The sequence below is a fragment of the Allobosea psychrotolerans genome (genome assembly GCF_002917105.1).
Taxonomy (GTDB): Bacteria; Pseudomonadota; Alphaproteobacteria; order Rhizobiales; family Beijerinckiaceae; genus Allobosea; species Allobosea psychrotolerans.
Genome location: NZ_PQFZ01000003.1, coordinates 406,575 through 431,037, shown reverse-complemented (window position 1 = coordinate 431,037; position 24,463 = coordinate 406,575). Strand labels below are relative to the sequence as shown.

The 24,463-nt window shown below is 66.5% G+C and carries 18 protein-coding genes; 10 read left to right on the top strand and 8 right to left on the bottom strand.

All coding sequences use genetic code 11. From position 1 onward, the window contains the following. Window positions 1-88 precede the first annotated feature (88 nt). Both motA and CYD53_RS07730 read left to right on the top strand, forming a co-directional pair. Window positions 89-946 (top strand): flagellar motor stator protein MotA, encoded by an 858-nt coding sequence (motA, locus tag CYD53_RS07735; RefSeq protein WP_103717488.1) that lies wholly within the window; start codon window positions 89-91, stop codon window positions 944-946. 28 nt (window positions 947-974) lie between these two features. Continuing rightward, window positions 975-1,844 carry a flagellar motor protein MotB gene (locus CYD53_RS07730; protein ID WP_103717487.1) on the top strand — a complete coding sequence of 290 codons (870 nt, stop codon included), beginning with the start codon at window positions 975-977 and terminating at the stop codon, window positions 1,842-1,844. Window positions 1,845-2,245: 401 nt separating this feature from the next. Here CYD53_RS07730 and ssb read toward each other — a convergent pair whose 3' ends face one another. Both ssb and CYD53_RS07720 read right to left on the bottom strand, forming a co-directional pair. Beyond that, window positions 2,246-2,782 (bottom strand): single-stranded DNA-binding protein, encoded by a 537-nt coding sequence (ssb, locus tag CYD53_RS07725; RefSeq protein ID WP_103717486.1) that lies wholly within the window; start codon window positions 2,780-2,782, stop codon window positions 2,246-2,248. Window positions 2,783-2,949: 167 nt separating this feature from the next. Continuing rightward, the gene (locus CYD53_RS07720) at window positions 2,950-4,389 is read right to left on the bottom strand and encodes an FAD-binding oxidoreductase (RefSeq protein WP_425428272.1); all 1,440 of its coding nucleotides are present in this window, start codon (window positions 4,387-4,389) and stop codon (window positions 2,950-2,952) included. A gap of 148 nt (window positions 4,390-4,537) precedes the next feature. Here CYD53_RS07720 and CYD53_RS07715 point away from each other — a divergent pair, with 148 nt between their 5' ends. The 3 genes from CYD53_RS07715 to CYD53_RS07700 all read left to right on the top strand — a co-directional run bounded on the left by CYD53_RS07715 (window position 4,538) and on the right by CYD53_RS07700 (window position 7,548). Next, entirely contained in the window at window positions 4,538-5,374 is an 837-nt protein-coding gene (locus CYD53_RS07715; protein ID WP_103717484.1) for an isocitrate lyase/PEP mutase family protein, read from the top strand. A 39-nt stretch (window positions 5,375-5,413) separates the two neighbouring features. After that, on the top strand, window positions 5,414-6,097 hold the full coding sequence (locus CYD53_RS07710) for a GntR family transcriptional regulator (protein WP_103717483.1): 684 nt from the start codon (window positions 5,414-5,416) through the stop codon (window positions 6,095-6,097). Window positions 6,098-6,408: 311 nt separating this feature from the next. Next, window positions 6,409-7,548, top strand: a complete 1,140-nt coding sequence (locus tag CYD53_RS07700; protein WP_103717481.1) for an ABC transporter substrate-binding protein — start codon at window positions 6,409-6,411, stop codon at window positions 7,546-7,548. 47 nt (window positions 7,549-7,595) lie between these two features. Here CYD53_RS07700 and CYD53_RS07695 read toward each other — a convergent pair whose 3' ends face one another. Then, entirely contained in the window at window positions 7,596-10,874 is a 3,279-nt protein-coding gene (locus CYD53_RS07695) for an autotransporter outer membrane beta-barrel domain-containing protein (protein ID WP_146055846.1), read from the bottom strand. Between the two features lie 474 nt (window positions 10,875-11,348). Here CYD53_RS07695 and CYD53_RS07690 point away from each other — a divergent pair, with 474 nt between their 5' ends. Further along, window positions 11,349-12,530 (top strand): pyridoxal-phosphate-dependent aminotransferase family protein, encoded by a 1,182-nt coding sequence (locus CYD53_RS07690; protein ID WP_103717479.1) that lies wholly within the window; start codon window positions 11,349-11,351, stop codon window positions 12,528-12,530. A 234-nt stretch (window positions 12,531-12,764) separates the two neighbouring features. On the opposite strand, the gene CYD53_RS07685 is transcribed toward CYD53_RS07690, so the two are convergent. The 4 genes from CYD53_RS07685 to CYD53_RS07670 form a co-directional block, all read right to left on the bottom strand. Then, a complete protein-coding gene (locus CYD53_RS07685) occupies window positions 12,765-13,685 on the bottom strand; it encodes an amidohydrolase family protein (RefSeq protein WP_103717567.1) in 921 nt (306 codons plus the stop codon). After that, on the bottom strand, window positions 13,678-14,964 hold the full coding sequence (locus tag CYD53_RS07680; RefSeq protein ID WP_103717478.1) for an MFS transporter: 1,287 nt from the start codon (window positions 14,962-14,964) through the stop codon (window positions 13,678-13,680). Before CYD53_RS07680 ends, CYD53_RS07685 begins: the two co-directional genes overlap by 8 nt. 126 nt (window positions 14,965-15,090) lie before the next feature. Further along, a complete protein-coding gene (locus tag CYD53_RS07675) occupies window positions 15,091-15,960 on the bottom strand; it encodes a helix-turn-helix domain-containing protein (protein WP_245928129.1) in 870 nt (289 codons plus the stop codon). Between the two features lie 296 nt (window positions 15,961-16,256). Then, window positions 16,257-17,219 carry a LysR family transcriptional regulator gene (locus CYD53_RS07670; RefSeq protein WP_103717476.1) on the bottom strand — a complete coding sequence of 321 codons (963 nt, stop codon included), beginning with the start codon at window positions 17,217-17,219 and terminating at the stop codon, window positions 16,257-16,259. Window positions 17,220-17,448: 229 nt separating this feature from the next. Here CYD53_RS07670 and CYD53_RS07665 point away from each other — a divergent pair, with 229 nt between their 5' ends. Next, a complete protein-coding gene (locus CYD53_RS07665) occupies window positions 17,449-18,039 on the top strand; it encodes a GNAT family N-acetyltransferase (protein WP_281261247.1) in 591 nt (196 codons plus the stop codon). After that, window positions 18,036-19,220, top strand: coding sequence for an MFS transporter (locus CYD53_RS07660; RefSeq protein ID WP_103717474.1), 1,185 nt, complete (start codon window positions 18,036-18,038; stop codon window positions 19,218-19,220). The genes CYD53_RS07665 and CYD53_RS07660 overlap by 4 nt, the downstream gene beginning before the upstream one ends. Here the strand turns inward: CYD53_RS07660 and CYD53_RS07655 are convergent. Next, complete coding sequence (locus CYD53_RS07655; protein WP_146055845.1) at window positions 19,213-20,649, bottom strand: methyl-accepting chemotaxis protein; 1,437 nt, start codon at window positions 20,647-20,649, stop codon at window positions 19,213-19,215. The genes CYD53_RS07660 and CYD53_RS07655 overlap by 8 nt on opposite strands. A 246-nt stretch (window positions 20,650-20,895) precedes the next feature. Between CYD53_RS07655 and uvrA the strand changes: the two genes are divergently transcribed. Both uvrA and CYD53_RS07645 read left to right on the top strand, forming a co-directional pair. After that, window positions 20,896-23,814 carry an excinuclease ABC subunit UvrA gene (uvrA, locus tag CYD53_RS07650; RefSeq protein ID WP_245928139.1) on the top strand — a complete coding sequence of 973 codons (2,919 nt, stop codon included), beginning with the start codon at window positions 20,896-20,898 and terminating at the stop codon, window positions 23,812-23,814. A 16-nt stretch (window positions 23,815-23,830) separates the two neighbouring features. After that, window positions 23,831-24,349, top strand: a complete 519-nt coding sequence (locus tag CYD53_RS07645) for a GNAT family N-acetyltransferase (protein ID WP_103717471.1) — start codon at window positions 23,831-23,833, stop codon at window positions 24,347-24,349. Window positions 24,350-24,463: the final 114 nt, after the last annotated feature.

The following is a 24,463-nucleotide window of genomic DNA, read 5'->3' as shown; positions in this document are numbered from 1 at the left end:
ACTCGCCATTAACCTCGATCGATTATTTCGCGGAACCAGTAGTGGCTTCGCGCCGGCTGTATTTGCTGCGGCGCAAGGATGACAAATCATGCGGCTGATCGTCGGCGCAATCATCGTCTTCGCCTGCGTCTTCGGCAGCTACGCGGCTATGGGTGGCCACCTCGAGGTCCTTTGGCAGCCATTCGAGTTTGTCATCATCCTTGGCGCAGCGATCGGCGCCTTCGTCATCGGCAACACCGGGCCGGTGCTCAAGGCCGTGCCCGGCATGCTCGGCACGCTCGTGAAGGGTCCCAAGTACAAGCAGGAATGCTATGTCGAACTGCTGGGGATGCAGTACTCGCTATACAAGCTCGTGAGGCAGAAGGGCATGCTCGCGGTCGAGCAGCACATTGAAAATCCGAGCGAGTCGACGCTGTTCAACGCCTTCCCGACTTTTGCGGCGAACCATCATGCGGTCGAGTTCGTCTGCGACTACATGCGGATGTTGACGCAGGGCGCCAACAACGTCCACGAGATTGACGCTCTCATGGACGAGGAACTGGAGACGCACCACCAGGAGCAGGAGCGTCTCGTTGCGGCCATGCAGTCGCTCGCCGACGGAACACCGGCGCTCGGCATCGTCGCCGCCGTGCTCGGCGTGATCAAGACGATGGGGGCGATCAAAGAGCCGCCGGAGGTGCTGGGACATCTGATCGGCGGCGCGCTCGTGGGCACCTTCTTCGGCGTCTTCGTCGCCTATGGCTTCTTCGGGCCCATGGCGCAGTCGCTCAGGAGCCTCTTCGAGGCGGAATCCAAATACTACCTTTCACTCAAGGCGGGGCTCCTCGCCCATATCGGCGGCCAGCCGCCGGTGATGGCGGTCGAATTTGCCCGCAAGGCTCTGTTTAGCGACGTCCGCCCGAGCTTCAGCGAAGTGGAAGCGGCAACCGCCAGTCTGCCCGCCTAGATTTGACCCAATCTCCAATAGGGATTCGATGACCAAGCCCATCCAGCCGATCATCATCAAGAAGGTCAAGAAGGCCGCTCATGCGCACCATGGCGGGGCCTGGAAGATCGCCTATGCGGACTTCGTGACCGCTATGATGGCGTTCTTTCTCCTGATGTGGCTGATCAGCATGACGACGCAGGAGCAGAAGATCGGCCTGGCGGAATATTTCGCGCCTACAGCTGTGAGTCCTAGCACCAATGGCGCTGGCGGCATGCTGTGGGGCACCGCCCTGGACACGTCGGGCAGCAAGTCGTCGGCGCCCCGCGACACGGTGATGGGCGCCACCAAGGAGGACGGAACGCGTCGGGCCAACCCGGGCCGCACCAACGACCGCGAGGTCAACCGCCCGGCCGCCAGCATGCAGGATAACCACAGCGCCATGGCCAGCCTCCGGCAGGCGCTCCAGAACATGCCCGAAATTGCCGAGCTCTCGCGCAACATCTTGATCGAGCCGACCAAGGAGGGGATCAACGTTTCCCTCATGGACCAGGACGGCCGCTCCATGTTCCCCGAGGGCTCGGTCCAGCCCCACGAGCGCACCCGTCGCGTGCTGGAGGCGCTCGCGCCCACCCTGCGCCGGCTGCCCAACCGCCTGTCTGTCACCGGCCACACGGCCGCCGCGCGCCCGGGCTCGGATCGGGCCGTCAATCCCTGGAGCCTCACCGCCGGCCGCGCGCTCGCCGTGCGCGAGATCCTGTCGGGTGCCGGGCTCCCCGACGACCGCTTCACCTCCGTGGTGGGACGCGCCGACACCGAGCCGGTCGTCCCCGACAATCCCTACATCTCGCCGAACCGACGGGTGACGATCACGCTGCTCAATGAGGCGCCAGCGCTGCCTCCGAGCGCCTTTCGCTGACGGCGAGGCGCCTCGGCCGCCTCAGAGTCCGTTTGAGATCGCGATCATTGGCCGGCACGACGGAAGAGGCTGACCATTGCGATGTGGATCATGGCCTCGGAGACGTCGATGCGCTGCCCGAAGTCACGGACCGCCTATGCTCAACGCCTGACCGGCGAAGCAAGCTTCAAGCGCGCCATGATCCCGCGGCGCGCCGTGGCTCGGATCGAACAAACCAATCGCTCCTCCCAATCAACTTCGACCCGCAGACAAGGTGCGACACTGCCGGGATTTTCTACAAATGCGAAAGTTCCGCACCAACTGAAGCCGGCTCCAACCGACAGACGTTGGCAAGAAGCAAAAAGGCGTTGTAAAACAACGCCTTAGTGCCTCATTCCTTACCTAACCGTCACAGCTATTGGCTAGAACGGAATATCGTCGTCGAGATGGGTCGAGGATGAACGACCGCCGCCGCCGCCCGCCATGGCGGGCTGGCGCGGTGCGTTGCCGCCGCCCATCGGGCTCGACCGGCCAAAGGAGCTGCTGCCGCCCGAGCGATCCTCCATCGCGCCCCCGCCTTCGCCATATTCGTCCGAACCACCCTGCCCCCGGCTGTCGAGGATGGTCAGTTCGCCACGGAAGCGCTGCAGCACGATCTCGGTGGTATATTTCTCGACACCCGACTGATCCTGCCATTTGCGGGTCTGGAGCTGGCCCTCGATATAGATCTTCGAGCCCTTCTTCAGATATTGCTCGGCGACCTTGGCGAGGTTCTCGTTGAAGATCACCACCGAGTGCCACTCGGTGCGCTCCTTCTTCTCGCCCGACTGCTTGTCGCGCCAGGTTTCGGAGGTCGCGATCCGCAGATTGACCACGGGCTCGCCGCTGCCCAGACGCCGCACCTCGGGATCGCGCCCGAGATTGCCGACCAGAATGACCTTGTTCACGCTACCAGCCATGAGAGGCTCCATTTCCTGCGCACATCGAAACCGGCCATCGACCGGAGCCGGACCCTACCGATCCGTGACGCCACTATCAACGATGTTCTTGTTTTGTTCAAGAGCCTTCACTAGGGTTTTCCCCGGAATTCGTGATTCGATTTTGCCGGGACTCGCAGCCGCCCCGATCAGCTCCGTGCCGCCGCCGGCAAAACCTTGCCGGGCAAGACCTTGCCAGGATTGAGGATGCCGAGCGGGTCCAGCGCCTGCTTGATCGCGCGCATGACGTCGACCGCCTCGCCATGCTCGCGCTCCATGAACTGGGCCTTGCCATAGCCGATGCCGTGCTCGCCGGTGCAGGTGCCGTCGCAGGCGATGGCGCGCTCGATCAGGCGCTCGTTCAAGCGCTTCGCCTCAGCCAGCTCGGCCGGCGAATTCGGGTCGATCACCAGGCCGAGATGGAAATTGCCGTCGCCGACATGGCCGACCGTGCCGATATAGAAGCTCGCCGCCTCGATATCGGCTTGCGTCGCCGCAAGGCAGGGCGCGAGCTGCGAGATCGGCACGCAGACATCGGTGCTCCAGATCCGCGCATCCGGGCGCATCGCCTGCAGCGCGTAATGGATGTTGTGCCGTGCGCGCCAGAGCCGGCGGCGCTCGTCAGGGTCAGTCGCCCAGGCGAGATTGGTCGCGCCATGCTCGCCGACGATCCCCTCCACCACCCTCGCCTGCTGCTCGACCTCGGCGGGGCTGCCATGCAATTCGAAGAACAGGGTCGGCGTCTCCGCCAGCTCCAGCTTCGAATGCCGGTTCACTGCCGCGATCGCCCGCGCATCGGCCAGCTCCACCCGCGCCACCGGCACGGCGCATTGGATCACCGCCGTGACGGCCTCGACTGCGCTCGCCACTGTGGCGAAGGAGCAGACCAGCGCCGAGACGGCCTCGGGCAGCGGATGCAAGCGCAGCGTCACCTCGGTGATGATGCCGAGCGTTCCCTCCGAGCCGACGAACAGCCGGGTCAGATCGTAGCCGGCCGAGGATTTGCGCGCCCGGCCGCCGGTCTTGATGATGCGCCCATCGGCCATCACCACGGTGAGCGTCACCACATTCTCGCGCATGGTGCCGTAGCGCACCGCATTTGTGCCCGAGGCGCGCGTCGCCGCCATGCCGCCCAGCGTGCATTCGGCGCCCGGATCGACCGGGAAGAACAGCCCGACATCGCGCAGCGCCGCATCGAGCTGCTGGCGGGTGACGCCGGCCTCGACCGTCGCGTCGAAATCCTCCGGCCGGATCGCCAGGATACGCGTCATGCCGGAGAGATCGAGGCTCACCCCGCCCTGCAAGGCCGCGATATGGCCCTCCAGCGAGGTGCCCGCGCCGAAGGCGATCACAGGGGTCTCGTGCCCGGCGCAGAGCCGCACGACCGCCGCGACCTCCTCGGTCGACTGCGCCTTGCAGACGGCATCGGGCGGGCGGCTGGCATGGTAGGATTCGCCGCGGCCATGATGCTCGCGCTCGGCCAGCGAGGTCGAGAAGCGGGGGCCGAGCAGGGCGCGCAGCGCCTCCGCCAGCGCCGGGGCGAGCCCGCCGGTCGCGGGAGCCGTATCGAGGGAGCGCGAGGCTGGCAAGGCAGCTGGCAAGACGGCTGTCACGGTTATCTCCGGTCGAAACGGGCGCGGGCGGGCGCGGCTGCACCCCGTCCCGGCGTCAGCGAGGACTGGCATACAAGCCCGTCTCGTGCAAGGTTCTGTATCTTGCATACAGACGGAGATTGCCGTGAGCCCTCGCCATTCCCTCGCCGACAGGCTGCGCCAACCCGGCCTCGTCGTCGCCCCCGGCTGCCATGATGCGATCGGCGCGCGGGCCATTGCGCAGGCCGGCTTCGAAGCGGTCTACATGACCGGCAACGGCCTCTCCGCCAGCCTGATCGGCGCGCCCGATATCGGCCTCCTGACCATGACCGAAATGGTGGCGCGCGGCCGCGCCTTGGCCGCCGCCGTCCCGGTTCCGGTCATCGCCGACGCCGACACCGGCTATGGCAACCTCAACAACGTCGCCCGCACGGTCGCCGAATACGAGGCCGCCGGCGTCGCCGCGATCCATCTCGAGGACCAGGTCACGCCCAAGCGCTGCGGCGCCATGGCCGGCCTTGCCCTGGTCTCGCGCGAGGAGCACGCCGAAAAGATCCGCATCGCGGTCGCGACCCGGCGCGATCCCGATTTCCTGATCATTGGCCGCTCGGATGCGCGCTTGCCCTTGGGCCTCGACGAGGCGATCGCGCGCGGAAAGGCTTATGCGCAGGCCGGCGCCGATCTCGTCCTGCTGGAGATGCTGCAATCCGAAGAGGAGATGCGCCAGGCCCTGCGCGAGATCGAGGCGCCCCTGATGTTCAACTATGTCGAGGGCCGCGTGCCTTCACTCACCGCGGAAGAGTTCGGCCGCATCGGATTCAAACTGCTCAGCTATCCCGTCTCGTCCACCCTCGCCTACGTCCATATGATGACGGCCTTCGCCCGTGAATTGAAGCGCAGCGGCACCACGCGCGGCCTGGAAGCCACCATGCTGGATCTGCCGAGCTATGAAGCCTTTCTCGGTCGCGAGCATTATGCCTGATAGCGGCGTCGAATCGCGGAGGGCCGAAACGTGACGAGCATGAAGGCGATCAGGCGTTTCAAGGTCCAGCAACCAAAATCGCTGGTCACCATCGTCGAGGAACGCCTGCGCAAGGCGATCATCGATGCCGAGATGCGCTTTGGCGAGGCGCTCTCGGAGGATGCGCTGAGCAGCGCGCTCGGCGTCAGCCGCACGCCGGTGCGCGAGGCGTTGGCGCGCCTCCAGCTCCAGGGCCTCGTCACCATCGTGCCGAAGAAGGGCACCTTCGTCTTTGCGCCGACGGCCGAGGACGTCGCCGAGCTCTGCACCTTCCGTTTCATGCTTGAGACCAACGCGCTGCGCGAATGCCTGGCAACGGCGCGGGAGGCGACGCTGGACGGCATGACGGGTGCGATTGCGGCCATGGATGCGGCCCAGGCCAGCGGCACGCGCCATGACTATGCCCGCGCCGATACCGGCTTCCACGAGGTCTTCTTCCTGCATTGCGGCAACCGCTATCTCGGCAATGCCTATCGCAGCGTCTCGGGCCGGGTCGCGGCGCTGCGCACGCATCTGTCGGTACCGCTTGAAGGCGAGCAGGCCCGCTCCATGAGCGAGCACCGCCTGATGGTCGAAGCCTTCGCCAATGGCCGCCTGGCGGATCTCGACGGCATCCTGCGTCAGCACATCCTGCGCGCCCGGGACGCCTATGGCGACGTCCTGCGCCGCGCGAGCGCCGGCTGAGCGCTAGTTTGGAAACCTCCTGAGCCCTCATCCTGAGAAGCCATCCCCCTAGGAACGGCGTCTCGAAGGATGCTCCAGGAGGCGCCCGTGCAAGCTGCAGCATCCTTCGAGACCGAGCCTGCGCCGCTCCTCAGGATGAGGGCCGGGAGTTCCAGACTGGCGCTCGGCACAACGGGTCCCTTCCCCCATAGGCCGATCCTGGGCGCCCCCCACCGCGTCGACAGTACGCAAATCCATCTTGCATACAGTGTCCTACCGATTATGATCGTGACCAGAGCCATTCAAGGCCGCTGTGATCTCGGGAGGATCCAATGAAGTTCATGCTGAAGGCGGCCGCATTGGCGGCTGCGCTCGCCGCCGCGTCGCCGGCGCTCGCCCAGGACAAGGTCAAGCTCGTCACCATCGCCGAGCTCTCCGGCCCCGGCGCCACGGCCGGCGTCAACTGGAAGAGCGGGATCGAGCTTGCCGTCGAGGAGATCAACGCCAAGGGCGGCATTCTCGGCCGCAAGATCGACTTCGTCGCCTACGACACCCAGACCAATCCGGCCAATGCGCGCGCCGCCGTGCAGCGCGCCATCGACGAGGGCACCCATGCCGTGCTCGGCCCGGTCTATACCGGCTCGATCCTGGCCTCGATGCAGGTGGCGCAGCGCGCCGAGATCGCCCAGCTCGCGGCCGGCGACGGCGCGGCCTACACCCAGCAGGGCAACCCCTTCATCTTCCGCACCTCGCTGAGCCAGACGGCGGCGATGCCCAAGATCGCCGCCTATCTCAAGGACGTGGTCAAGGCGAAGTCGGTCGCCGTAGTCTGGGTCAACAACGACTTCGGCAAGGGCGGCCATGACGCCATCGTCAAGGAGCTCGCGAGCCGCGACATCAAGGTCGCCGCCGATCTCTCGACCGAGCAAGGCCAGGCCGATTTCACCAATGATGCGATCAAGATCAAGAACGTCCAGGCCGACGCCGTCTTCGTCTATCTGAACGAGGAGGAGAGCGCCCGCCTGCTCGTCGCCCTGAACGACCAGAAGGTCGGCAAGCCGGTCATCGGCGAGACCACGATCCTGAGCTCCAAGGTGATCGAGCTCGCCGGCAAGGCGGCGGAAGGTGTGCGCGGCCATGTCGGCCAGACGATCGACGCCCCGATCCCGGCGCTGCAGGAGTTCGGCAAGCGCTTCCAGGCGCGCTTCAACTTCCTGCCCGACCATAACGGCATCAAGGGCTATATGGCGGTCCATGCCGTGAAATGGGCGACGGAGAAGCAGGGCAGATTCGAGCCGACCAAGCTCGCCGCGACGCTGCACGGCGCCACCATCACGCCCGCGGAGGAACCCGGCATCCTGATGGAGACCACCTTCGACAAGAATGGCGACGTCCAGCGCGAGAGCTTCCTCGCCGAGGTCGTCGATGGCCGCCAGAAGATCATCGGCCGCCTGCCGAAGATCAGCAACTGAGGCTCACGGCCGGACCGATCACATGATCGGCCGGCCGTTTCCGGAGCTCAGAAGGCGTAGCGCAGCCTGAGCGAGCCGGCATAGCTGGTCGTGCTCGACGACAATTCGCTATCGAGGCGCGCGCCCAGGGTCATCTGCGAGCTGAGCTTCACATCCGCGCCGATGCTGAGCAGCGCCGCGTCGCGCGCGGGCTTTGCCCCCTCGGTGACGAAGCTCGCACCGCTCAGGCCGACCAGGCCTGCCGAAAAGCCCGCATCGCGCACATAATAATGCGCCCAGGCCGCCTTGGCGTAGAGATTGACCTGCGCCCCGGCCAGAACGGTATCGAGGTCGAGCTTCGCGCCCAGTTCGCTGCGCACGGTGCTGTTGGTGCGCCCGAGCGAGCTCACGCCGAAGGCCGCCCCGGTGAAGCCGTTCGTATCGGTGAAGCCCGGCGTCCTGACGCTCTGCGCCTGGATGGCGGCGGTGGGCGACAAGGTCACGCCGGCGAAGGTCGCGGCGGCCCAGGCCGCCTCCATCCGCCCGCTCCAGCCTTCCGCCCTGTAGGAGCCCTTGACCGAGTTGACGCCGAGCACCGGCACCGCCCGCTTGGTCTCGACCTGCAGGGACGAATAGGCGCCCGACGCATTGAGGCTGAAGGCCCCGAACCGGGTCATGCCGTAGAGGCCGGCCTGATAGACATCGGCCGTGGCCGACCCCATGCCGTTGCCGAGCGTCGCATCCGACTGGCCGCCCGAGACGGCGATGCCGGCGATCGTTCCCGGCAGGATCGCGATATCGACGCCAACCGCGACATGGCCGTCGGAGGTCTTGTTGCGGGCCGAGCCGGTCACAGTATCGCCATCCAGACGGGCCGAGCCGCCTGCGACCGCACCCCAGACGCGATAGTTTTTGGGCGCCTCGCGCAAGGCAGGTCGCGGCCGCTTGCCGCTCGGCAGATCGACCGCGCTGCGGCTGGCGGAGAAGGCCGCAGCGCCGAGGCCGGCCTCGGCGGCCGAGACCAGCGTGCCGTCGCGGCCATTGGCGAAGGGGTCGAGCATCATGCCCAGGAACTGACCCGACGCCTGGACTGCCATCGTATTGGCGCCGGTATGGACCTCGCCCGACAGTGAGTTCAGCGCCGCCGGAAGGGCACCGGCCTGGGTGTTGTAGACGTTGAAATAGGCGGACGGGTCGGCCCCGCCGGCGACGGCCCGGTCGAAGGCTGCGGCGACGCCGAGCGCGTTGCGGCTGAGCGGTGTAGCTCCGACCACCGAGAGGATGGCATTGGGATCGAGGCTCAGCACCACATCCGTGCCGGTATAGCTCACATTCGTCCGGATCGCCGGGCCGAAGGAGCCTTGTGTGTCCACCGTGGCGAAGCTGCCGGAGCGGCCGCCCTGCGCCGAGATCAGCGTATAATTCGTCCTGAAGGCATAGGGGCCGGCCAGCGGCACGAGCCGCAGCGTGCCGGCCAGCGCCGCAGTTCCCGTGACGTTGATGCGGTCGGCCGCCGCACCCTGGATTTCCATCACCGTGGTCGAGCCCGCGCTCAGCGTCAGATTGCCGTTGATCGAGATGGTGCCGATGGAGTTGCCGGGCGAGATCGTGCCGCCGCTGGCGACGATGACGCTCGGCAAGGTGGAGTTGCCGCCGAGAATGCCGCCCGCGCCGACGCTCAGGCCCGACGAGCCGCTGATCGTGCCGTTGACATGCACCTCGCCCGATTGGATCGCCGTCGTCGCGAACCCGCTGATATTGCCGTTGATGGTGAAGCTGCTGCCCTGGCCCAGCGCGAAGGTCAGCGCGTTGCTGCCGCTGCCGGCCGTCAGATTGCCGGTGATGCTGCCGCCCTGGATGGTGACGCTGTTATTGCCGTTGCCGAACAGCACCGCCGTGCCGGCCGCACTCGCAGCGGCGATCCTGCCCGAGCTGGTCAGGCTGTTATTGCCGTCGCCGAACTGGATGGCGGGGCCGGTGCCGCTCGCCGAGATCGTGCCGGTATTGACGACGGTGTTGTTGCCATTGCCGTTGAAGAACAGCGCCGGCTCCGAACCCGTCCCCCAGATCAGGCCGGAATTGCTGACCGAATTGGCGAAATTGCCGACGATCGTCACGCCCGAGCCGGCAAGGCCCTGGATCGTGCCGGCATTGGTGATCGTGATCGCGCCATAGGCCGAGCCATTGGCGCCGTCATCGATGAGGATGCCCCTGGACGCGCCGGAAATCAGCGCGCCATAGGCGTTCTCGATCAGGCCCCCGCCCATGGCGATGCCTTCGGATCCGTTGGTGCGGCCGCCGGAATCGACGCCGCCGGCGCCGGTGCCCTGGATGATGCCAAAATTGCGGACCGTGCCGATCAGGTCGATATCGACGCCGTCGCCATCGCCGTTCACCGAAGCCGTGCCGTCCGAGTTGAAGATGTTGCCGACCCCGGCATAGGCCCCGGTGATGGTGCCGTAATTCGTCACCGTGCCGGTGCCGTCCGAGCCGACGCCGGAACCGTTGCGTCCGATGATCGTGCCGCCGGCCAGGTTGAACACCGTGATGTCGGTGTCGGCGGTGATGCCGTGGCGCGCGCCCGAGATCAGCCCGGTGCTGGTGTTGGTGACGACGATCCCGGTGCGTCCGCCCGCATCGATGCCGTCGGCCGTGCCGTTGGCGCCGCCGGAGGTGTTGGCCCCGAAGCTGCGGATGATCCCGGAATTGCTGATCGAGGTCGCCTGGCCCGGCCTGACCGCGTCATCGGTCAGGGATTCGATGATGCCGGACGTGCGGTTGACGATGCTGATGCTGTTGCCGGAGGTCGCGGTGATCGCGCGCAGATCGAGCGCCTGCCCCTGCCCGGCATAGCCGGTCCCACCCGCCTGGATCAGCCCGGCATTGTCGATCAGGATGGTGCTGCCGGTCACCGCCGTGTTGATGCGCAAGGTGTCGTTCTGGGCCGAGCGCAGGATCGCGCCCGCCTCGTTGATGAAGGTGTAGTTGCGCGGCGTCAGGGTGCCGCCCGAGCTGTCGATCGCGCGCCCCGTCCCGGTCTGCTGGATGGTGCCGCGATTGGTCAGGATCACATTGCTGGCGGTGTTGTTCCAGGTCACCGCCACGGTCGAGCCCGAGGTGCTCAAGGTACCGCCGGCCTCGACCGTTCCGGTCTGCGTCCCGTTCAGCGTCTTGGCGGTGTTGTCGGTCGTTCCGGTGGTGACCGTGAAGGTCTGGGCTATGGCCGCCGGCGCCTCGAACATGCCGAGCGCGGCTGCGACCAGCGCCGTGCTGCACAACAGCACGCGGCGACGCGATGTCAGGGAAACGCGCGCATCGCGGGCAACGCACATCGCGGCAGAACTCATCGCAGAGGCTCCAGATCGAAGTGGGAGAGCGGCTCTTCGGACGAGCAAACAGCACGGCTCTTCAGGACGAACCTGATCGGAAATTCCGATAGGTCAGTCCGGCTCATGACCGGGCCAGACTTGAGTTTTATGACAATCGGACACAAACCGCCGCGAACCCTGGAGGGACTGCCCTTCCGTTAACCCATTGTTGCGAACTGTTGCATTTGCAACACGCAGCAACAGCCAGCCCTTCTCGCGCCTGCATCCTCATCGGCTGGCCGGCCCGGGCCATCCTGCCGCCCCGGCATTCCAGCCCTGCGTGACGCGAAGACATGCGTTGCTGCGTTCGCGCCCAATCCGGCTCCCATCACAAAAAGACAGCAAATCGATGCAAAAAACCGGTTTCCCCTTTTCCGCATCCTGCTCTAAGGCCATCGCCAATCATCAGCCCTGCGCGCCAGGACAGCCGGGCAAGATATTGGGGATTTCGAGATGAGCGTCGCAAACGGCCGGGCTTTCCTGGCGACTCCGGGCCCGACCAATATTCCCGACCGGGTTCTCCAGGCGATGATGCGCCCGGCCGAGGAGCTCAGCTCGGCCACGATCGTCAACCTCACCGAGTCGGTGCTCGACGACCTCAAGCAGATCTTCCGCACCACCGGCGAGACCTTCATCTACACCGCCAACGGCCATGGCGGTTGGGAAGCGGCCCTGACCAATGTGCTCTCGCGCGGCGACAAGGTGCTGGTGCTGGCGAGCGGGCGCTTCGCCATCGGCTGGGGCGAGATGGCGCGCTTCATGGGCGCCGAGGTCGAGGTTCTCGCCGGCACCTGGCGCCGGGCGGTCGATCCCGCTGCCGTCGAGGAGCGCCTGCGGCAGGACACAAGGCACGAGATCAAGGCCGTGCTGATGGTCCAGATCGACACCGCCTCAGGCGTCGTCAACGACGTGCCCGCGGTGCGCAAGGCGCTGGATGCCGCCGGCCACCCGGCCTTGTTCATGGTCGACGGTGTCGCCTCGGTCGGCTGCATGCCGTTCGAAATGGATGCCTGGGGCATCGACGTCGCGATGTCGGCCTCGCAGAAGGGGCTGATGTCCTCGCCCGGCCTCGCCTTCGTCGCCGCCAATGAGAAGGCGATGCAGGCCCATCGGAGCGCGACGATGAAGACGCTCTACTGGGACTGGTCGTCCCGCATGAACACGCTGGCCTATATGAAGCATTGCGGCACGGCGCCTGAGCACCTGCTCTTCGGCCAGCGCGCCGCGCTCGACATGATCCTGAGCGAGGGGCTGGAGGCGGTCTGGAAGCGCCATGAACTGCTCGCCGGCGCGACCCATGCGGCAGTGTCGAAATGGACCGAGGGCCAGGCGCTGGCCTTCAACATCCCGGAGCCCTCGCAGCGCGCGCCCTCGGTGACGACGATCCTGACGCAAGGCGTCGAGGCCGCCACGATCACCGACCATGCCCGCGACATCTGCGGCGTGACGCTGGGTCTCGGCATCGGCGACCTGACCGGAAAAGCCTTCCGCATCGCCCATATGGGCCATGTCAACGCGCCGATGGTTCTGGGCGCGCTCGGCGCCGTCGAGATGACGCTGCAGGCCAAGGGCATCCCCCATGGCAGCGGCGGCGTCGCGGCGGCGGTGGCCTTTCTGGCGGAAGGCGTGCGCTGAAAGGGCACTTCTTAGAGGCCATTCGGCCCCCCCAAGCCCCCATCCTGAGGAGCGCCGCAGGCGCGCCTCGAAGGATGCTCCAGCCTGCAGGGGAGCCTCCTGGAGCGTCCTTCGAGACGCCATTCCCAAGGGAATGGCTCCTTAGGATGAGGGCTCAGGGCGTTTCGAGACAGAAATCTCTGATGGTTCGGCCTGCGCTGGGGCCGAACCGATCCAGGTCCCTCTCCCGGCGGCTCAGCCCCCAGCAGACCCGGCCGGAACGACGCCCTCAAAACCATAGAGCCTGTGCGCGTTGTCGACGAAGACGCGCTTGCGCGCCGCTTCGTCCGGCACCCACTCGGCCAGGAGGTCGAGCAGCTCGCCGACATTCATCATCGCTTGCCAATGCGCGACATGGGGCCAGTCCGAGCCCCAGACGCAGCGCTCGGGAGCCGCCTCGTGCAGCAGCCGGGCGAAGGGGATGGTGTCCGCATAGGGCGGCCCCTCGACGCTGTTGCGATAGGCGCCCGAGAGCTTGACCCAGCCGCCATCGCGCAGGAGCGCGAGCAGCGTCTGGAAGCCGGGATCGTCGAGGCCGCGCGAGACCGGGAAATGGCCCCAATGATCGACCACGAAGGGAACCGGCAGCGTCCCCAGCTTCGGCGCGAGCGGGACGAGATCGCGCGCATCGATCAGGAACTGGAGATGCCAGCCCATTTCTCGCGCGAGCGCCGCATAGGCGTCGAGCTGCTCGAAGCCGATGCCGCCGCCATAGAGGATATTGAGCCTGAGGCCGACGATGCCGGCCTCCTTCAGCTCCGCGAGCTCTCGGTCGCGCAGGCCGAGCGGGATGACGGCGATGCCGCGCAGCCTGTCGCGATGGGCCCTCAGGGTCTCGACGGTCAATCGGTTGTCGGTGCCATGCACGCTGACCTGGACGAGCACGCCATAGCTCATGCCGGTGGCGTCGAGCATGGCGAGATAGCGCTCCGCCGTGGCCTCCGGCGGCGTGTAGCTGCGGCTGTCCACGAAGGGATAGGCCGGCGGCAGGCCGATGACATGGGCGTGAGTATCGACCGCGCCTGGCGGCACGCGATAGCGCGTCGGCCCATGCGGGCGCGGATCGGGGCCCGGACATGCCGGGGCCCGATCCTGATGGGAGCCGGCCTCACGCATCGGCATGGAGCACCTTGCCGCGGGTTTCAGGCAAGGCATAGGCCGCCGCGAAGAACACCAGATAGGCGATGACGGCAAAGATGCAGATCGCGTTGGCGAGCGTCGTGGTCTGCGAGAGATAGCCGACGAGGAAGGGGAAGAGCGCCCCCATGCCGCGCCCGAAATTATAGCAGAAGCCCTGGCCCGAGCCGCGCAGCCTGGTGGGATAGAGCTCGGTCAGGAACGCACCCATGCCGGAGAAATAGCCGGAGGCGAAGAAGCCGAGCGGGAAGCCGAGCACCCACAGCACCTCGTTCGACAGCGGCAATTGCGTATAGGCCGCGACGACCGCAATCGCGCCGAGCGAGAAGACGAGGAAGAGGTTTCTGCGGCCGAATCGGTCGGCATACCAGGCCCCGACGAGATATCCGGCGAAGGAGCCGACGATCAGCGCCGCGAGATAGCCGGTCGAGCTCACGATCGAGAGCTTGCGCTCGGTCGTCAGGAAGCGCGGCACCCAGAAGGTGATGGCGTAATATCCTCCCTGGCAGCCCATCGAGACGAGGGAGGCGAGAACCGTGACCTTCAGGATCGGGCCCTGGAAGATTTCGAGGATGGAGGGGCTCTCCCCCTTGGCGGCGACCTTGGCGCGCGTTTGCGCCGCGACCTCGGGCTCCTTCACATAGGCGCGCAGATAGAGCACCAGCAGCGCCGGCAGCGCACCGATCGCGAACATCCAGCGCCAGGCCTGTTCGGGCGGCAGGTAGGAGAACAGGGCGGCTTGCGCCAGCACGGCGAGCCCCCAGCCGACGGCCCAGCCCGACTGCACGGACCCCACGGCGCGGCCGCGATATTGCGCCCGGATGGTCTCGCCCATCAGCACGGCGCCGGCCGCCCATTCGCCGCCGAAGCCCAGGCCGAGCAAGGCGCGGCAGATCAGGAGCTGGTCGAAATTCTGCGCGAAGGCGCAAAGCAGCGAGAAGAACGAGAACCAGATGATCGTGAGCTGGAGCGTCCGCACCCGGCCGATCCTGTCAGCGAGATAGCCCGCGCCCCAGCCGCCGAGCGCCGAGGCCAGCAAGGTCACCGTGCCGGCAAGGCCAGCGGTGCCGGCATCGACCTTCCAGAGCTGGATGATCGTGCCGATCACCAGCGGATAGATCATGAAATCCATGCCATCGAGGGTCCAGCCGGTGGCGCAGGCCCAGAAGGTGCGCTTCTCCGGGACGCTCATGTCCTTGTAGAAGCCGGTCAGGCTCGTATCTTCGATCGGAATGATCGTTGTTGGTGTCGTCGACATTCTTGCCTCCCTTGCCTCGCCTTCGGTCGGGCGAGCGCTGAGGCGGGACGATGTTGCGAGACCGCCGGGAATGTCTGCCGGAAAACAGGCGCGCGGTGCGCGGAAACCGGCGCTTCTGTCAGAAAATCACTCTTCGCCGCGCTTGAGGCGCCGAAAGCGCGCCGGGCTCAAGCCAGTGATCGCCCGGAACGCCGTGCCGAGATGGGATTGCGAGGAGAAACCGACGGCAAGCGCGATCTCGGCGATCGTCATCCCGGACTCGCAGAGAAGATCCCCGGCCGCCTCGACCCGTTGCTCGACGACGAAGCGATGCGGCGTCTGGCCGGTGGAGCGCTTGAAGCTGCGGATGAAGGCGGAGGGGCTGAGGCCCGAGAGTTTCGCCATGTCGGAGAGCGTGATGTCCCGCGCCGGATCGGCGCGGACGAAATCCGCGATCCGTACGCGCATGCCGGCGTCGAGATCGCGAGCGTGCTCGCCTGATGCGCTGCTCGGGGCGGCGTAACGATCCGACAGATGCAGCGCCAGCGTATAGGCGAGCTGCTCGGCCAGCAGGGATTGGCCGGAATGGGCGGCGTCGCTCGCCTCGACCAGCCGCTGGGCAGCCTGCGACAGAAACGGATCGTCGACGTCCCAGGCCTTGTCCATCAGTTCGATCGGCGTCGATCTGCCCTGGCCGGCTCCGACATCCCGGAGCAACGCATCGCCCAGATAAAGCAGCAGCAGCTTTCCGGATGGGACATCGGGAACGGCGTCGACGAAGACTTTCCTGCCCGGCTGCCCGATGCGGAAGCGCCCGGCCGCAACGCGGCCGTCGCGGCGAACCCGGCCGTCTTCGATCAGCACATGACGGCGCACATCATAGAGGGTGATCGCGACGGTCGCGATGGGCAGCTCGCCATAGTCATAGAGATGCGGGCCCGTCACGTCGCTCAGCGCCGCGGCGAACCCCGTCTTCGACCACAGGTCGACAAGTGCCGACTGCCTGCGGCCGGTCACGAACTCCGCGTGCCGAACTGGATCTAGCCTCATGGGAAACAAACCGGCTTCAGACGATCGGCGACTTTCCGCATACAAGCGCCGCGACTGCAAGAGAGCGCGGCGACGACCGCGGATGACGCGATCGGCGGCCGGTCCCCTCGAACCCCTTTGGAAACGCCAGCCCTCATCCTGAGGAGCGCCGCAGGCGCGTCTCGAAGGATGCTCCAGCTTGCACGGTAGCCTCCTGGAACATCCTTCGAGACGCCGCTTCGCGGCTCCTCAGGATGAGGGCTCAGGGAGGAAGCGAACAGTCTCTACTGGCCATCCCGGCCGTGAGAGCCAAAGGCAGCATCCCGCTCTTCGCTTGCGAGGCCATCCTCGACGCCTTGAGCCCCCTCCGCCAGCGCCTTCAGCGCCTTGACCGTTTCCCTGAGGCCGCGATGCAGGAGTTTGTCGCGGCGGATCACCACCGCGAGCGTGCGATGCAAGCGCGGCGAGAGCGGGTGCACCACGAAACTGGCCCGATTCCTGTCCTTGCGCACGGCCATGCCCGGCAGCACGGCGCAGCCGAGGCCCGCCCCGACCATCTCCTTGATCGCCTCGACGCTGCCCAGCGACATCACCGGCTTCAGGCTGACCCCGCCGCGCGCAAACCATTCATCGGCGATCCGCCTGGTATTGCCGCCAGGTTCGTAGAGCAGCACCGGCAGGCCCGACAGGGCCGCCGCGGTGACGCGCGCGGGCAGGCGCATCTCGGGCGGCGCGATCACGACGAATTCGTCCTCCAGGACCGGCGTGATCTCGAGGATGCGGCCGGAGACCGGCAGCGAGACCAGGCCGAGATCGAGCAGGTTCTCGTCGATCGCCTTGACCATGTCCGAGGTGTTGCCGGTGCTGACCGTGATCTCGAGCGTCGGAAAGCGCCGGCGCAATTCGCGCAGGATCGGCGGCAGCAGGAAGGTGCAGGCGGTCGCGCCGGTGCCGAGCCGCACCCGCCCCATCGCTCCCGTGGCGTGCCGGGCCATGCCGTCGAGCGCAGCCGACACCACGGCCTCGATCTGGCCGGCATGGCCGAGCAATTCGACGCCGGCCACGGTGGGCCGCGCCCGGCGCCCGACGCGCTCGATCAGCACCACGCCGAGGCGCCGTTCGAGCTGACGGATCTGCAGGCTCACCGCCGGCTGGCTCAGCTTCAGCCTTTCCGCGGCGGCGGTGAAGCTGCCGAGGGCGACGACGTCGCAGAAGGTCTGAAGCTGGTCGAGATTGAAGTCGCGCATGCCCAAGGCCTTTCTTTGCCCAAGGCCTTTCTTTGCCCAAGGCCTTTCTTTGCCAAAGACCTTTCTTTGCCAAGAGCTCCTCTTACCAAAGAATTCCTCATGCTTTGCATAATTGGCAAAAGCTTCTTTTATCGAACGCGCTCCGGCACGGTGAACCGGAGGCTCGGAACAAGCCCCTGAGGCCATCCCCTGCCCCATGAGATCGGCACCCCCGGCCGGAGGAGAATCCGTGAGACATCTGGAATGGCATGAAGCCGCGGCCAGCCGGCCGTCGGTCCTCGTTCGGGACGCGGCCGAGGCCGACATGGCCGCCGTGCAGGCGATCTACGCCCATCACGTCCTGCACGGGCTGGCGAGCTTCGAGGAGACGCCGCCCGGCATCGACGAATTGCAGGCGCGCCGCGCCGCCGTGCTGGAGCTTGGCCTGCCCTATCTCGTCGCCGAGCTCGACGGCACGGTCGCCGGCTATTGCTACGCCACGGCCTATCGCCCCAGGGCCGCCTATCGGCACACCATCGAGGATTCCGTCTATGTCACTGAGGGGCTCGGCGGGCACGGCATCGGCACGGCGCTCCTCGCAGCCTTGATCGCCCGCTGCGAGGCCGGCCCCTGGCGGCAGATGCTCGCCAATATCGGCGATAGCGGCAATGCGGGTTCGATCGCGCTGCACCGGCGCTTCGGCTTCGAGCCCGCCGGCAGCTTGCGCTCCGTCGGCTTCAAGCTCGGCCGGTGGGTCGATACCATCCTGATGCAGCGCCCGCTGGCCACCGGCGACAGCACGCTTCCCGCAATCGGCGACAGGTCAGAACCCAGCTCGTGATCCCGCGCCGGACCACCCTTTGCCTTGGTCTGTCGCAGCTCGTCTCCTGGGGCATCTCCTATTATCTGATCGGCAGCTTCGGCGAATTGATCGCCAATGATCTCGGCTGGTCGGGCGCTGTCGTCTATGGCGGCTTTTCCGCCGCGCTGCTGGTGATGGGCCTGACCTCGCCCATCGTCGGACGCCTGGTCGACCGTCATGGCGGCCTGCCCGTGATGACGGCGGGCGCGCTGCTCAACGCCGCCGGCTGCGCCGGACTCGCTCTCGCCGAGACGGTGCCGGCCTATTACGCCGCCTGGATCTGCCTCGGCCTGGCGATGCGCCTGACGCTCTATGACGCCGCCTTCGCGGCGCTGGCGCGGATCGGCGGGCCGCAGGCGCGCGGCCCTATCGCGCAGATCACGCTGCTCGGCGGGCTCGCCTCCACCCTGTTCTGGCCTGTCGGCGCCGCGCTCGCCGCGCAGCTCGGCTGGCGCGGCGCGCTCCTGGTCTATGCCGGCATCGCGCTGCTCTCCGCACCGCTTTATCTCGCGATCCCGAACCGCCGCTATCAAAGCCCTGTCCCGCGCGGCGCCACAACCGAGCAGCGCCCCCTCGCCACCAGCCCGCGCGACATCGCGATCGCCGGCGCGCTTTATGCGGCGATCGCGACGCTGGCCAATTTCCTCAATGCCGGCATGTCCGCCCATATGATCGGCATCCTGGCCGGGCTGGGCCTCGCCGCCTCGGTCTCGGTCTGGATCGCCACGCTGCGCGGCGTCGGCCAGTCACTGGCGCGCCTCGGCGAGGTCCTGTTCGGCCGGCGGATCGAGCCGCTGACCCTCAATCTCCTGGCCTGTGAGCTGCTGCCGTTCTGCTTCGTCGCCGGCCTCGCCAGCGGGCACTCCAGCATCGCGGCCTTCGCCTTCGCCTTCTGCTACGGCGCCGGCAACGGCATCCTGACGATCACGCGCGGCACCTTGCCCTTGCTGCTCTTCGACCACCGCAGCTATGGCAGCGTCGTCGGCAGGCTGCTCGCGCCGAGCTTCTTCCTCTCCGCCACCGCGCCGGTCGTCTACGCCGCCGTCATCCGGCATTTCGGCGAGGCGGGCGCGCTCTGCCTGTCGATCGTCATCGCCGTCCTCATGCTGATCGCGGCGGCCCTGCTCAGGCTGCGCTTCGGGCAGCCGCAGGCTAGGTGACAGCCAGCCAGCCGACGAAATCGCCGATATCGCTGTCGAGCTCCACAGAGGTCGACCTGAGCTGCTTGGCCAGGTCGCGCGCCTGTCCGGTCGTCTCATGCAGGATGCCGACCGCATTCTTGACAATGCCGGCGCTCGTCATGGTTCCCTCAGCGATCGTCGAGACCTCCGCAGCATCGCCATAAATCAGCGCTGTGGCAGCGCTCTGCTTTGAAGCCAGTTCCGAGATCGAACGCATCTCCGTTTCCATCTCGCGAATTGTCGCGGAGATCGATTTCACCGCGAGGATGGAGCCGTTTGCGATCGCCTGCAGTGCGGTGATCTGTGCGGCGATATCCCTGGTCGCCAATTCCGTCTGGCCAGCCAGGGCCTTCACTTCGCCGGCGATCACGGCAAAGCCACGGCCTGCCGCACCCGCCCGCGCGGCCTCGATGGCCGCATTGAGCGCCAGGAGATTGGTTTGCGCCGCGATGGCCGCGATCAGGCCGACGACAGAGCCGATCTGGTTTGCACCCGCGCCAAGGCTTTCGACATTGGCAGAGAGCCTGAGCGCGTCCGCGACGCCGCGAACGGCGATGTCCCGGTTCCGCTCCATCGTGCTGCCGATCTCGGCGGCGGCCATCGAGAGCTCTTCCGTCGCCGAGGCGGTCACGGCTGCGCTTTCCCGGGTCCGGCGCGCCGCCGAGCTGACCTCGGCGGTTTCGTGGGCCGCAGCCTCGCTCATCTGCGAGGCGCGATCGGCGCTTTTGAGAAAACGGTCGGATGAATCATAGACGGCCTGATTCAGCTCGCGCATTTTCGTCTGGAAATCGGCAGCGCCCTCAGTGAGGCGCATTTGTCGCGCGGCGCTATCATCCGAGAGCTTCTGCTGCTCCAGGGCGATGGTCGTATTGATATCCAGCGTGAAGACCCGCCCGACGATCTCCATGTCACGCGCCATTCCTGCCGGCGAGAAACGGTTTTCCCGGGCCAGCACCAGCGCGATCGGCTCGAGCAGACGCATCGCGATCGACAGGCGCGACCGGGCGCCGAGCGACGATTCAATCTCGATATTGCGGAACCTGACGACTGACGCGACGTATTCCTCGTCGAAATTCGCAGCGAACAGCACGCTGAAATGGCTCGAAGCACAGGCGACCATTTCGTCCATTCTGGTCGAAATATCCGGCGCCTTGTCGGCATGGACAACCAGAGCCCGTGCGTAATCAAGGTAACACAGCCTCTCGATATTCTTCTCGACGACCGGTTTCAGCCGCCGGAGGAGCGATCGCGTCTTGCTGTCGAGTCCGAACGCCGGCAGACGTTTGTCGATCTCATGCCTGACGATTTCGATGAGGGCTGTCACAGGACGGCCAGACGGTTGGATACTGAGGCAGAGACTACGCGGCAATTTCCTTAACGGTTCGTTACGGATCGCGCCGATCGGCAAGGTCGGTCGCTCGAACCCTCAGTCATGCCGTGGCCAACCAGGTCGCCGCGGGCTGACTCGGCGCTGCTGACAGCTGTTGTCAGGAGAACGGCTGCGGAACATGGCCTTGCATGCTAATCATGCCCGGCGCGCGAAGCTGGGCCTCGTATGGCCCGGCATTTGCCCTATCTCTACCGCTTACCCGAACCGGACGCCCCCATGGCCCGCAAGTCTTCCCTCGCCGATCAGGCCGCCGCGCTCGAAGATATGTTCGACGCCAACCGCAAGGTCGATTCGCGCGTGATTTCCGTGCGCGGCGCGCGCGAGCACAATCTCAAGAATGTCGACCTCGCGATTCCGCGCGACAAGCTCGTCGTCTTCACCGGGCTGTCGGGCTCGGGCAAGTCGTCGCTCGCCTTCGACACGATCTATGCCGAGGGCCAGCGCCGCTATGTCGAGAGCCTCTCGGCCTATGCCCGTCAGTTCCTCGAGATGATGCAGAAGCCCGATGTCGACCAGATCGACGGGCTCTCGCCAGCGATCTCGATCGAGCAGAAGACGACCTCGAAGAACCCGCGCTCGACGGTCGGCACCGTCACCGAGATCCACGATTATATGCGCCTGCTCTGGGCGCGGGCCGGCATTCCCTATTCGCCAGCGACCGGCCTGCCGATCGAGAGCCAGACCGTGCAGCAGATGGTCGACCGGCTGACCGAATTGCCGGAGAAGACGCGCGGTTATCTGCTCGCGCCCGTGGTGCGCGGCCGCAAGGGCGAGTACCGCAAGGAAATGGCCGAGTGGCTGAAGCGCGGCTTCCAGCGCGTCAAGGTCAATGGCGAGTTCTTCGAGATCCCCGACGCGCCGGCGCTCGACAAGAAGTTCAAGCACGACATCGACGTCGTGGTCGATCGCATCGTCATCAGGCCCGATCTCGGCGCCCGCCTCGCCGACTCGCTGGAGCAGGCGCTGGAGCTCGCCGACGGCATCGCCGTCTTCGAATATGCCGATGAGAAGGACGAGAATGGCGAGGCCAGGCGCGTCACCTTCTCCTCGAAATTCGCCTGCCCGGTCTCCGGCTTCACCATCCCCGAGATCGAGCCGCGCCTGTTCTCCTTCAACAACCCCTTCGGCGCCTGCCCGGCCTGCGACGGGCTCGGCCATGAGATGCGCATCGATCCCGAGATGATCGTGCCCGATCATGCGCTCTCCCTGAAGAAAGGCGCGATCGCGCCCTGGGCCAAGTCGACCTCGCCCTATTACGGCCAGACGCTCGACGCGCTCGCCAAGCATTTCGGCTTCTCGATGACGAAGCCCTGGAGCGAGTTGCCGGAGAAGGCGAAGACGTCGATCCTGTTCGGCACCGGCACCGAGCCGGTGCGCTTTGCCTATAATGACGGCCTGCGGGCGTACGAGGTGAAGAAGCCCTTCGAGGGCGTGATCACCAATATGGAGCGGCGCTGGAAGGAGACGGAGTCGGACTGGGCCCGCGAGGAGATCGGCCGCTTCATGTCCGAGACGCCGTGCAAGGCCTGCGACGGCTTCCGCCTCAAGCCCGAGGCACTGGCGGTGAAGATCGACATGCGCCATATCGGCGAGATCTCGCGGCTTTCGGTCAAGGACGCGCTGGAGTGGGTCAGCGCCCTGCCCTCGCGCCTGTCGAAGAAGCAGAACGAGATCGCCCCGCGCATCCTCAAGGAAATCCGCGACCGCCTGACCTTTCTGCTCGATGTCGGGCTGGAATATCTGACGCTCGCCCGCGGCTCCGGCACGCTTTCGGGCGGCGAGAGCCAGCGCATCCGCCTCGCCAGCCAGATCGGTTCCGGCCTCACCGGCGTGCTCTATGTGCTGGACGAGCCCTCGATCGGCCTGCATCAGCGCGACAATGAGCGCCTGCTCGGCACGCTGCGTCGCCTGCGTGACCTCGGCAACACCGTCATCGTCGTCGAGCATGACGAGGACGCGATCCTGACCGCCGACTACGTCGTCGATGTCGGCCCCGGCGCCGGCATCCATGGCGGCGAGATCGTCGCCAAGGGCACGCCGCAGGACATTCTCGACAACCCGGATTCGCTCACCGGCCGCTATCTCACCGGCGAGCTTTCGGTCGCGGTGCCCGACAAGCGCCGCAAGGCGACCAAGGGGCGTTCGCTCAAGATCGTCGGCGCGCGCGGCAACAACCTCAAGGATGTCACGGTCGAGATCCCGCTCGGGCTGTTCACCTGCATCACGGGCGTCTCGGGCGGCGGCAAGTCGACGCTCGTCATCGACACGCTCTACAAGGCGGTGGCGCGCAAGCTCAACGGCTCAATCGAGCACCCTGCCCCGCATGAGCGCATCGAGGGCATGGAGCTGCTCGACAAGGTCATCGACATCGACCAGTCGCCGATCGGCCGCACGCCGCGCTCCAACCCGGCGACCTATACCGGCGCCTTCACGCCGATCCGCGAATGGTTCGCCGGCCTGCCCGAGGCCAAGGCGCGCGGCTATCAGCCAGGCCGCTTCTCATTCAACGTGAAAGGCGGCCGCTGCGAGGCCTGCCAAGGCGACGGCGTCATCAAGATCGAGATGCACTTCCTGCCCGATGTCTACGTCACCTGCGACGTCTGCAAGGGCAAGCGCTACGACCGCGAGACGCTCGAGGTGAAATACCGCGACAAGTCGATCGCCGATGTGCTCGACATGTCGGTCGAGGAGGCAAAAATCCTGTTCAAGGCCGTGCCCTCGATCCGCGAGAAGATGGAGACCCTGCACCGCGTCGGGCTCGACTACGTCAAGGTCGGCCAGCAGGCGACGACGCTCTCAGGCGGCGAGGCCCAGCGCGTCAAACTCTCGAAGGAGCTCTCCAAGCGCGCCACCGGCCGCACCCTCTACATCCTGGACGAACCGACCACCGGCCTGCATTTCCACGATGTCGCCAAGCTGATGGAGGTGCTGCACGAGCTGGTCGAGCAGGGCAATTCCGTGGTGGTGATCGAGCATAACCTCGAAGTCATCAAGACCGCCGACTGGATCATCGACATGGGCCCCGAAGGCGGCGACGGCGGCGGCGAGGTCGTGGCCCAGGGCACGCCGGAGGATGTGGTGCGCATCGGCAAGGGCCACACCGCGCGCTTCCTCAAGGAGGTGCTGGCGCGGCGGCCGATCAAGAAGGGCGTCAAAGCCCAGCAGGTGCAGGCGGCGGAATAGGACGGGACCGTCTGCCATGGATGCGAGCGTCGCGATCAGGCCTTTCGCCGCGGAAGATGCGGCTGCGGTGCGGGACCTTTTCATCCGGGTCAACCGGCAGCTCGCCCCGCCTCATCTCTCAGAGGCGTTCGAGGCGTATATCGAGCGCTCGCTGCACGAGGAGATCGGCCGCATCACAGCCTATTACGGCGAGAAGCGGGGCGGCTTCTGGGTCGCTACCGGTGAGGCCGGCCTCCTCGGCATGTTCGGGCTGGAGCCCTCCGGCCCGGCGGCGATGGAGTTGCGGCGCATGTATGTCGATCCGGCCGCGCGCCGGCACGGCATCGCCCGGGGCATGCTCGCCTTTGCCGAGGAAGAGTGCCGCCGCCGCGGCAAGGCGAGCCTCGACCTCAGCACCTCCGAGTTGCAAGGTGATGCGCTCGCGCTCTATCGCGGCGCCGGCTACCAGCTCCTGCGCGAGGAGGTCGCCGTTTCAGCGAGCAACAAGACGCTCGGCGGCGGCATCCGGCGCTATTATTTCATCAAGCCACTCTGAACGACAGCAGCGCTCGTCGCGAGGTATTCCCTCTTCGCGGGCAGCGGGTCAGGCTTGTTCGTGCGGGCGAACACCGGGGAAGAATGTCGGCCTGACGAGCAATCTCGAGATCAC

What these genes read in the sequence shown, in the direction of transcription:
- CYD53_RS07710 (WP_103717483.1), top strand. Translation starts at nt 5,414, where the DNA reads ATGAAGGCGATCAGGCGTTTCAAGGTCCAGCAACCAAAATCGCTGGTC.
- uvrA (WP_245928139.1), top strand. Translation starts at nt 20,896, where the DNA reads ATGTTCGACGCCAACCGCAAGGTCGATTCGCGCGTGATTTCCGTGCGC.
- CYD53_RS07645 (WP_103717471.1), top strand. Translation starts at nt 23,831, where the DNA reads ATGGATGCGAGCGTCGCGATCAGGCCTTTCGCCGCGGAAGATGCGGCT.
- CYD53_RS07690 (WP_103717479.1), top strand. Translation starts at nt 11,349, where the DNA reads ATGAGCGTCGCAAACGGCCGGGCTTTCCTGGCGACTCCGGGCCCGACC.
- CYD53_RS07695 (WP_146055846.1), bottom strand. Translation starts at nt 10,874, where the DNA reads ATGAGTTCTGCCGCGATGTGCGTTGCCCGCGATGCGCGCGTTTCCCTG.
- CYD53_RS07730 (WP_103717487.1), top strand. Translation starts at nt 975, where the DNA reads ATGACCAAGCCCATCCAGCCGATCATCATCAAGAAGGTCAAGAAGGCC.
- motA (WP_103717488.1), top strand. Translation starts at nt 89, where the DNA reads ATGCGGCTGATCGTCGGCGCAATCATCGTCTTCGCCTGCGTCTTCGGC.
- CYD53_RS07680 (WP_103717478.1), bottom strand. Translation starts at nt 14,964, where the DNA reads ATGTCGACGACACCAACAACGATCATTCCGATCGAAGATACGAGCCTG.
- CYD53_RS07700 (WP_103717481.1), top strand. Translation starts at nt 6,409, where the DNA reads ATGAAGTTCATGCTGAAGGCGGCCGCATTGGCGGCTGCGCTCGCCGCC.
- ssb (WP_103717486.1), bottom strand. Translation starts at nt 2,782, where the DNA reads ATGGCTGGTAGCGTGAACAAGGTCATTCTGGTCGGCAATCTCGGGCGC.
- CYD53_RS07685 (WP_103717567.1), bottom strand. Translation starts at nt 13,685, where the DNA reads ATGCGTGAGGCCGGCTCCCATCAGGATCGGGCCCCGGCATGTCCGGGC.
- CYD53_RS07670 (WP_103717476.1), bottom strand. Translation starts at nt 17,219, where the DNA reads ATGCGCGACTTCAATCTCGACCAGCTTCAGACCTTCTGCGACGTCGTC.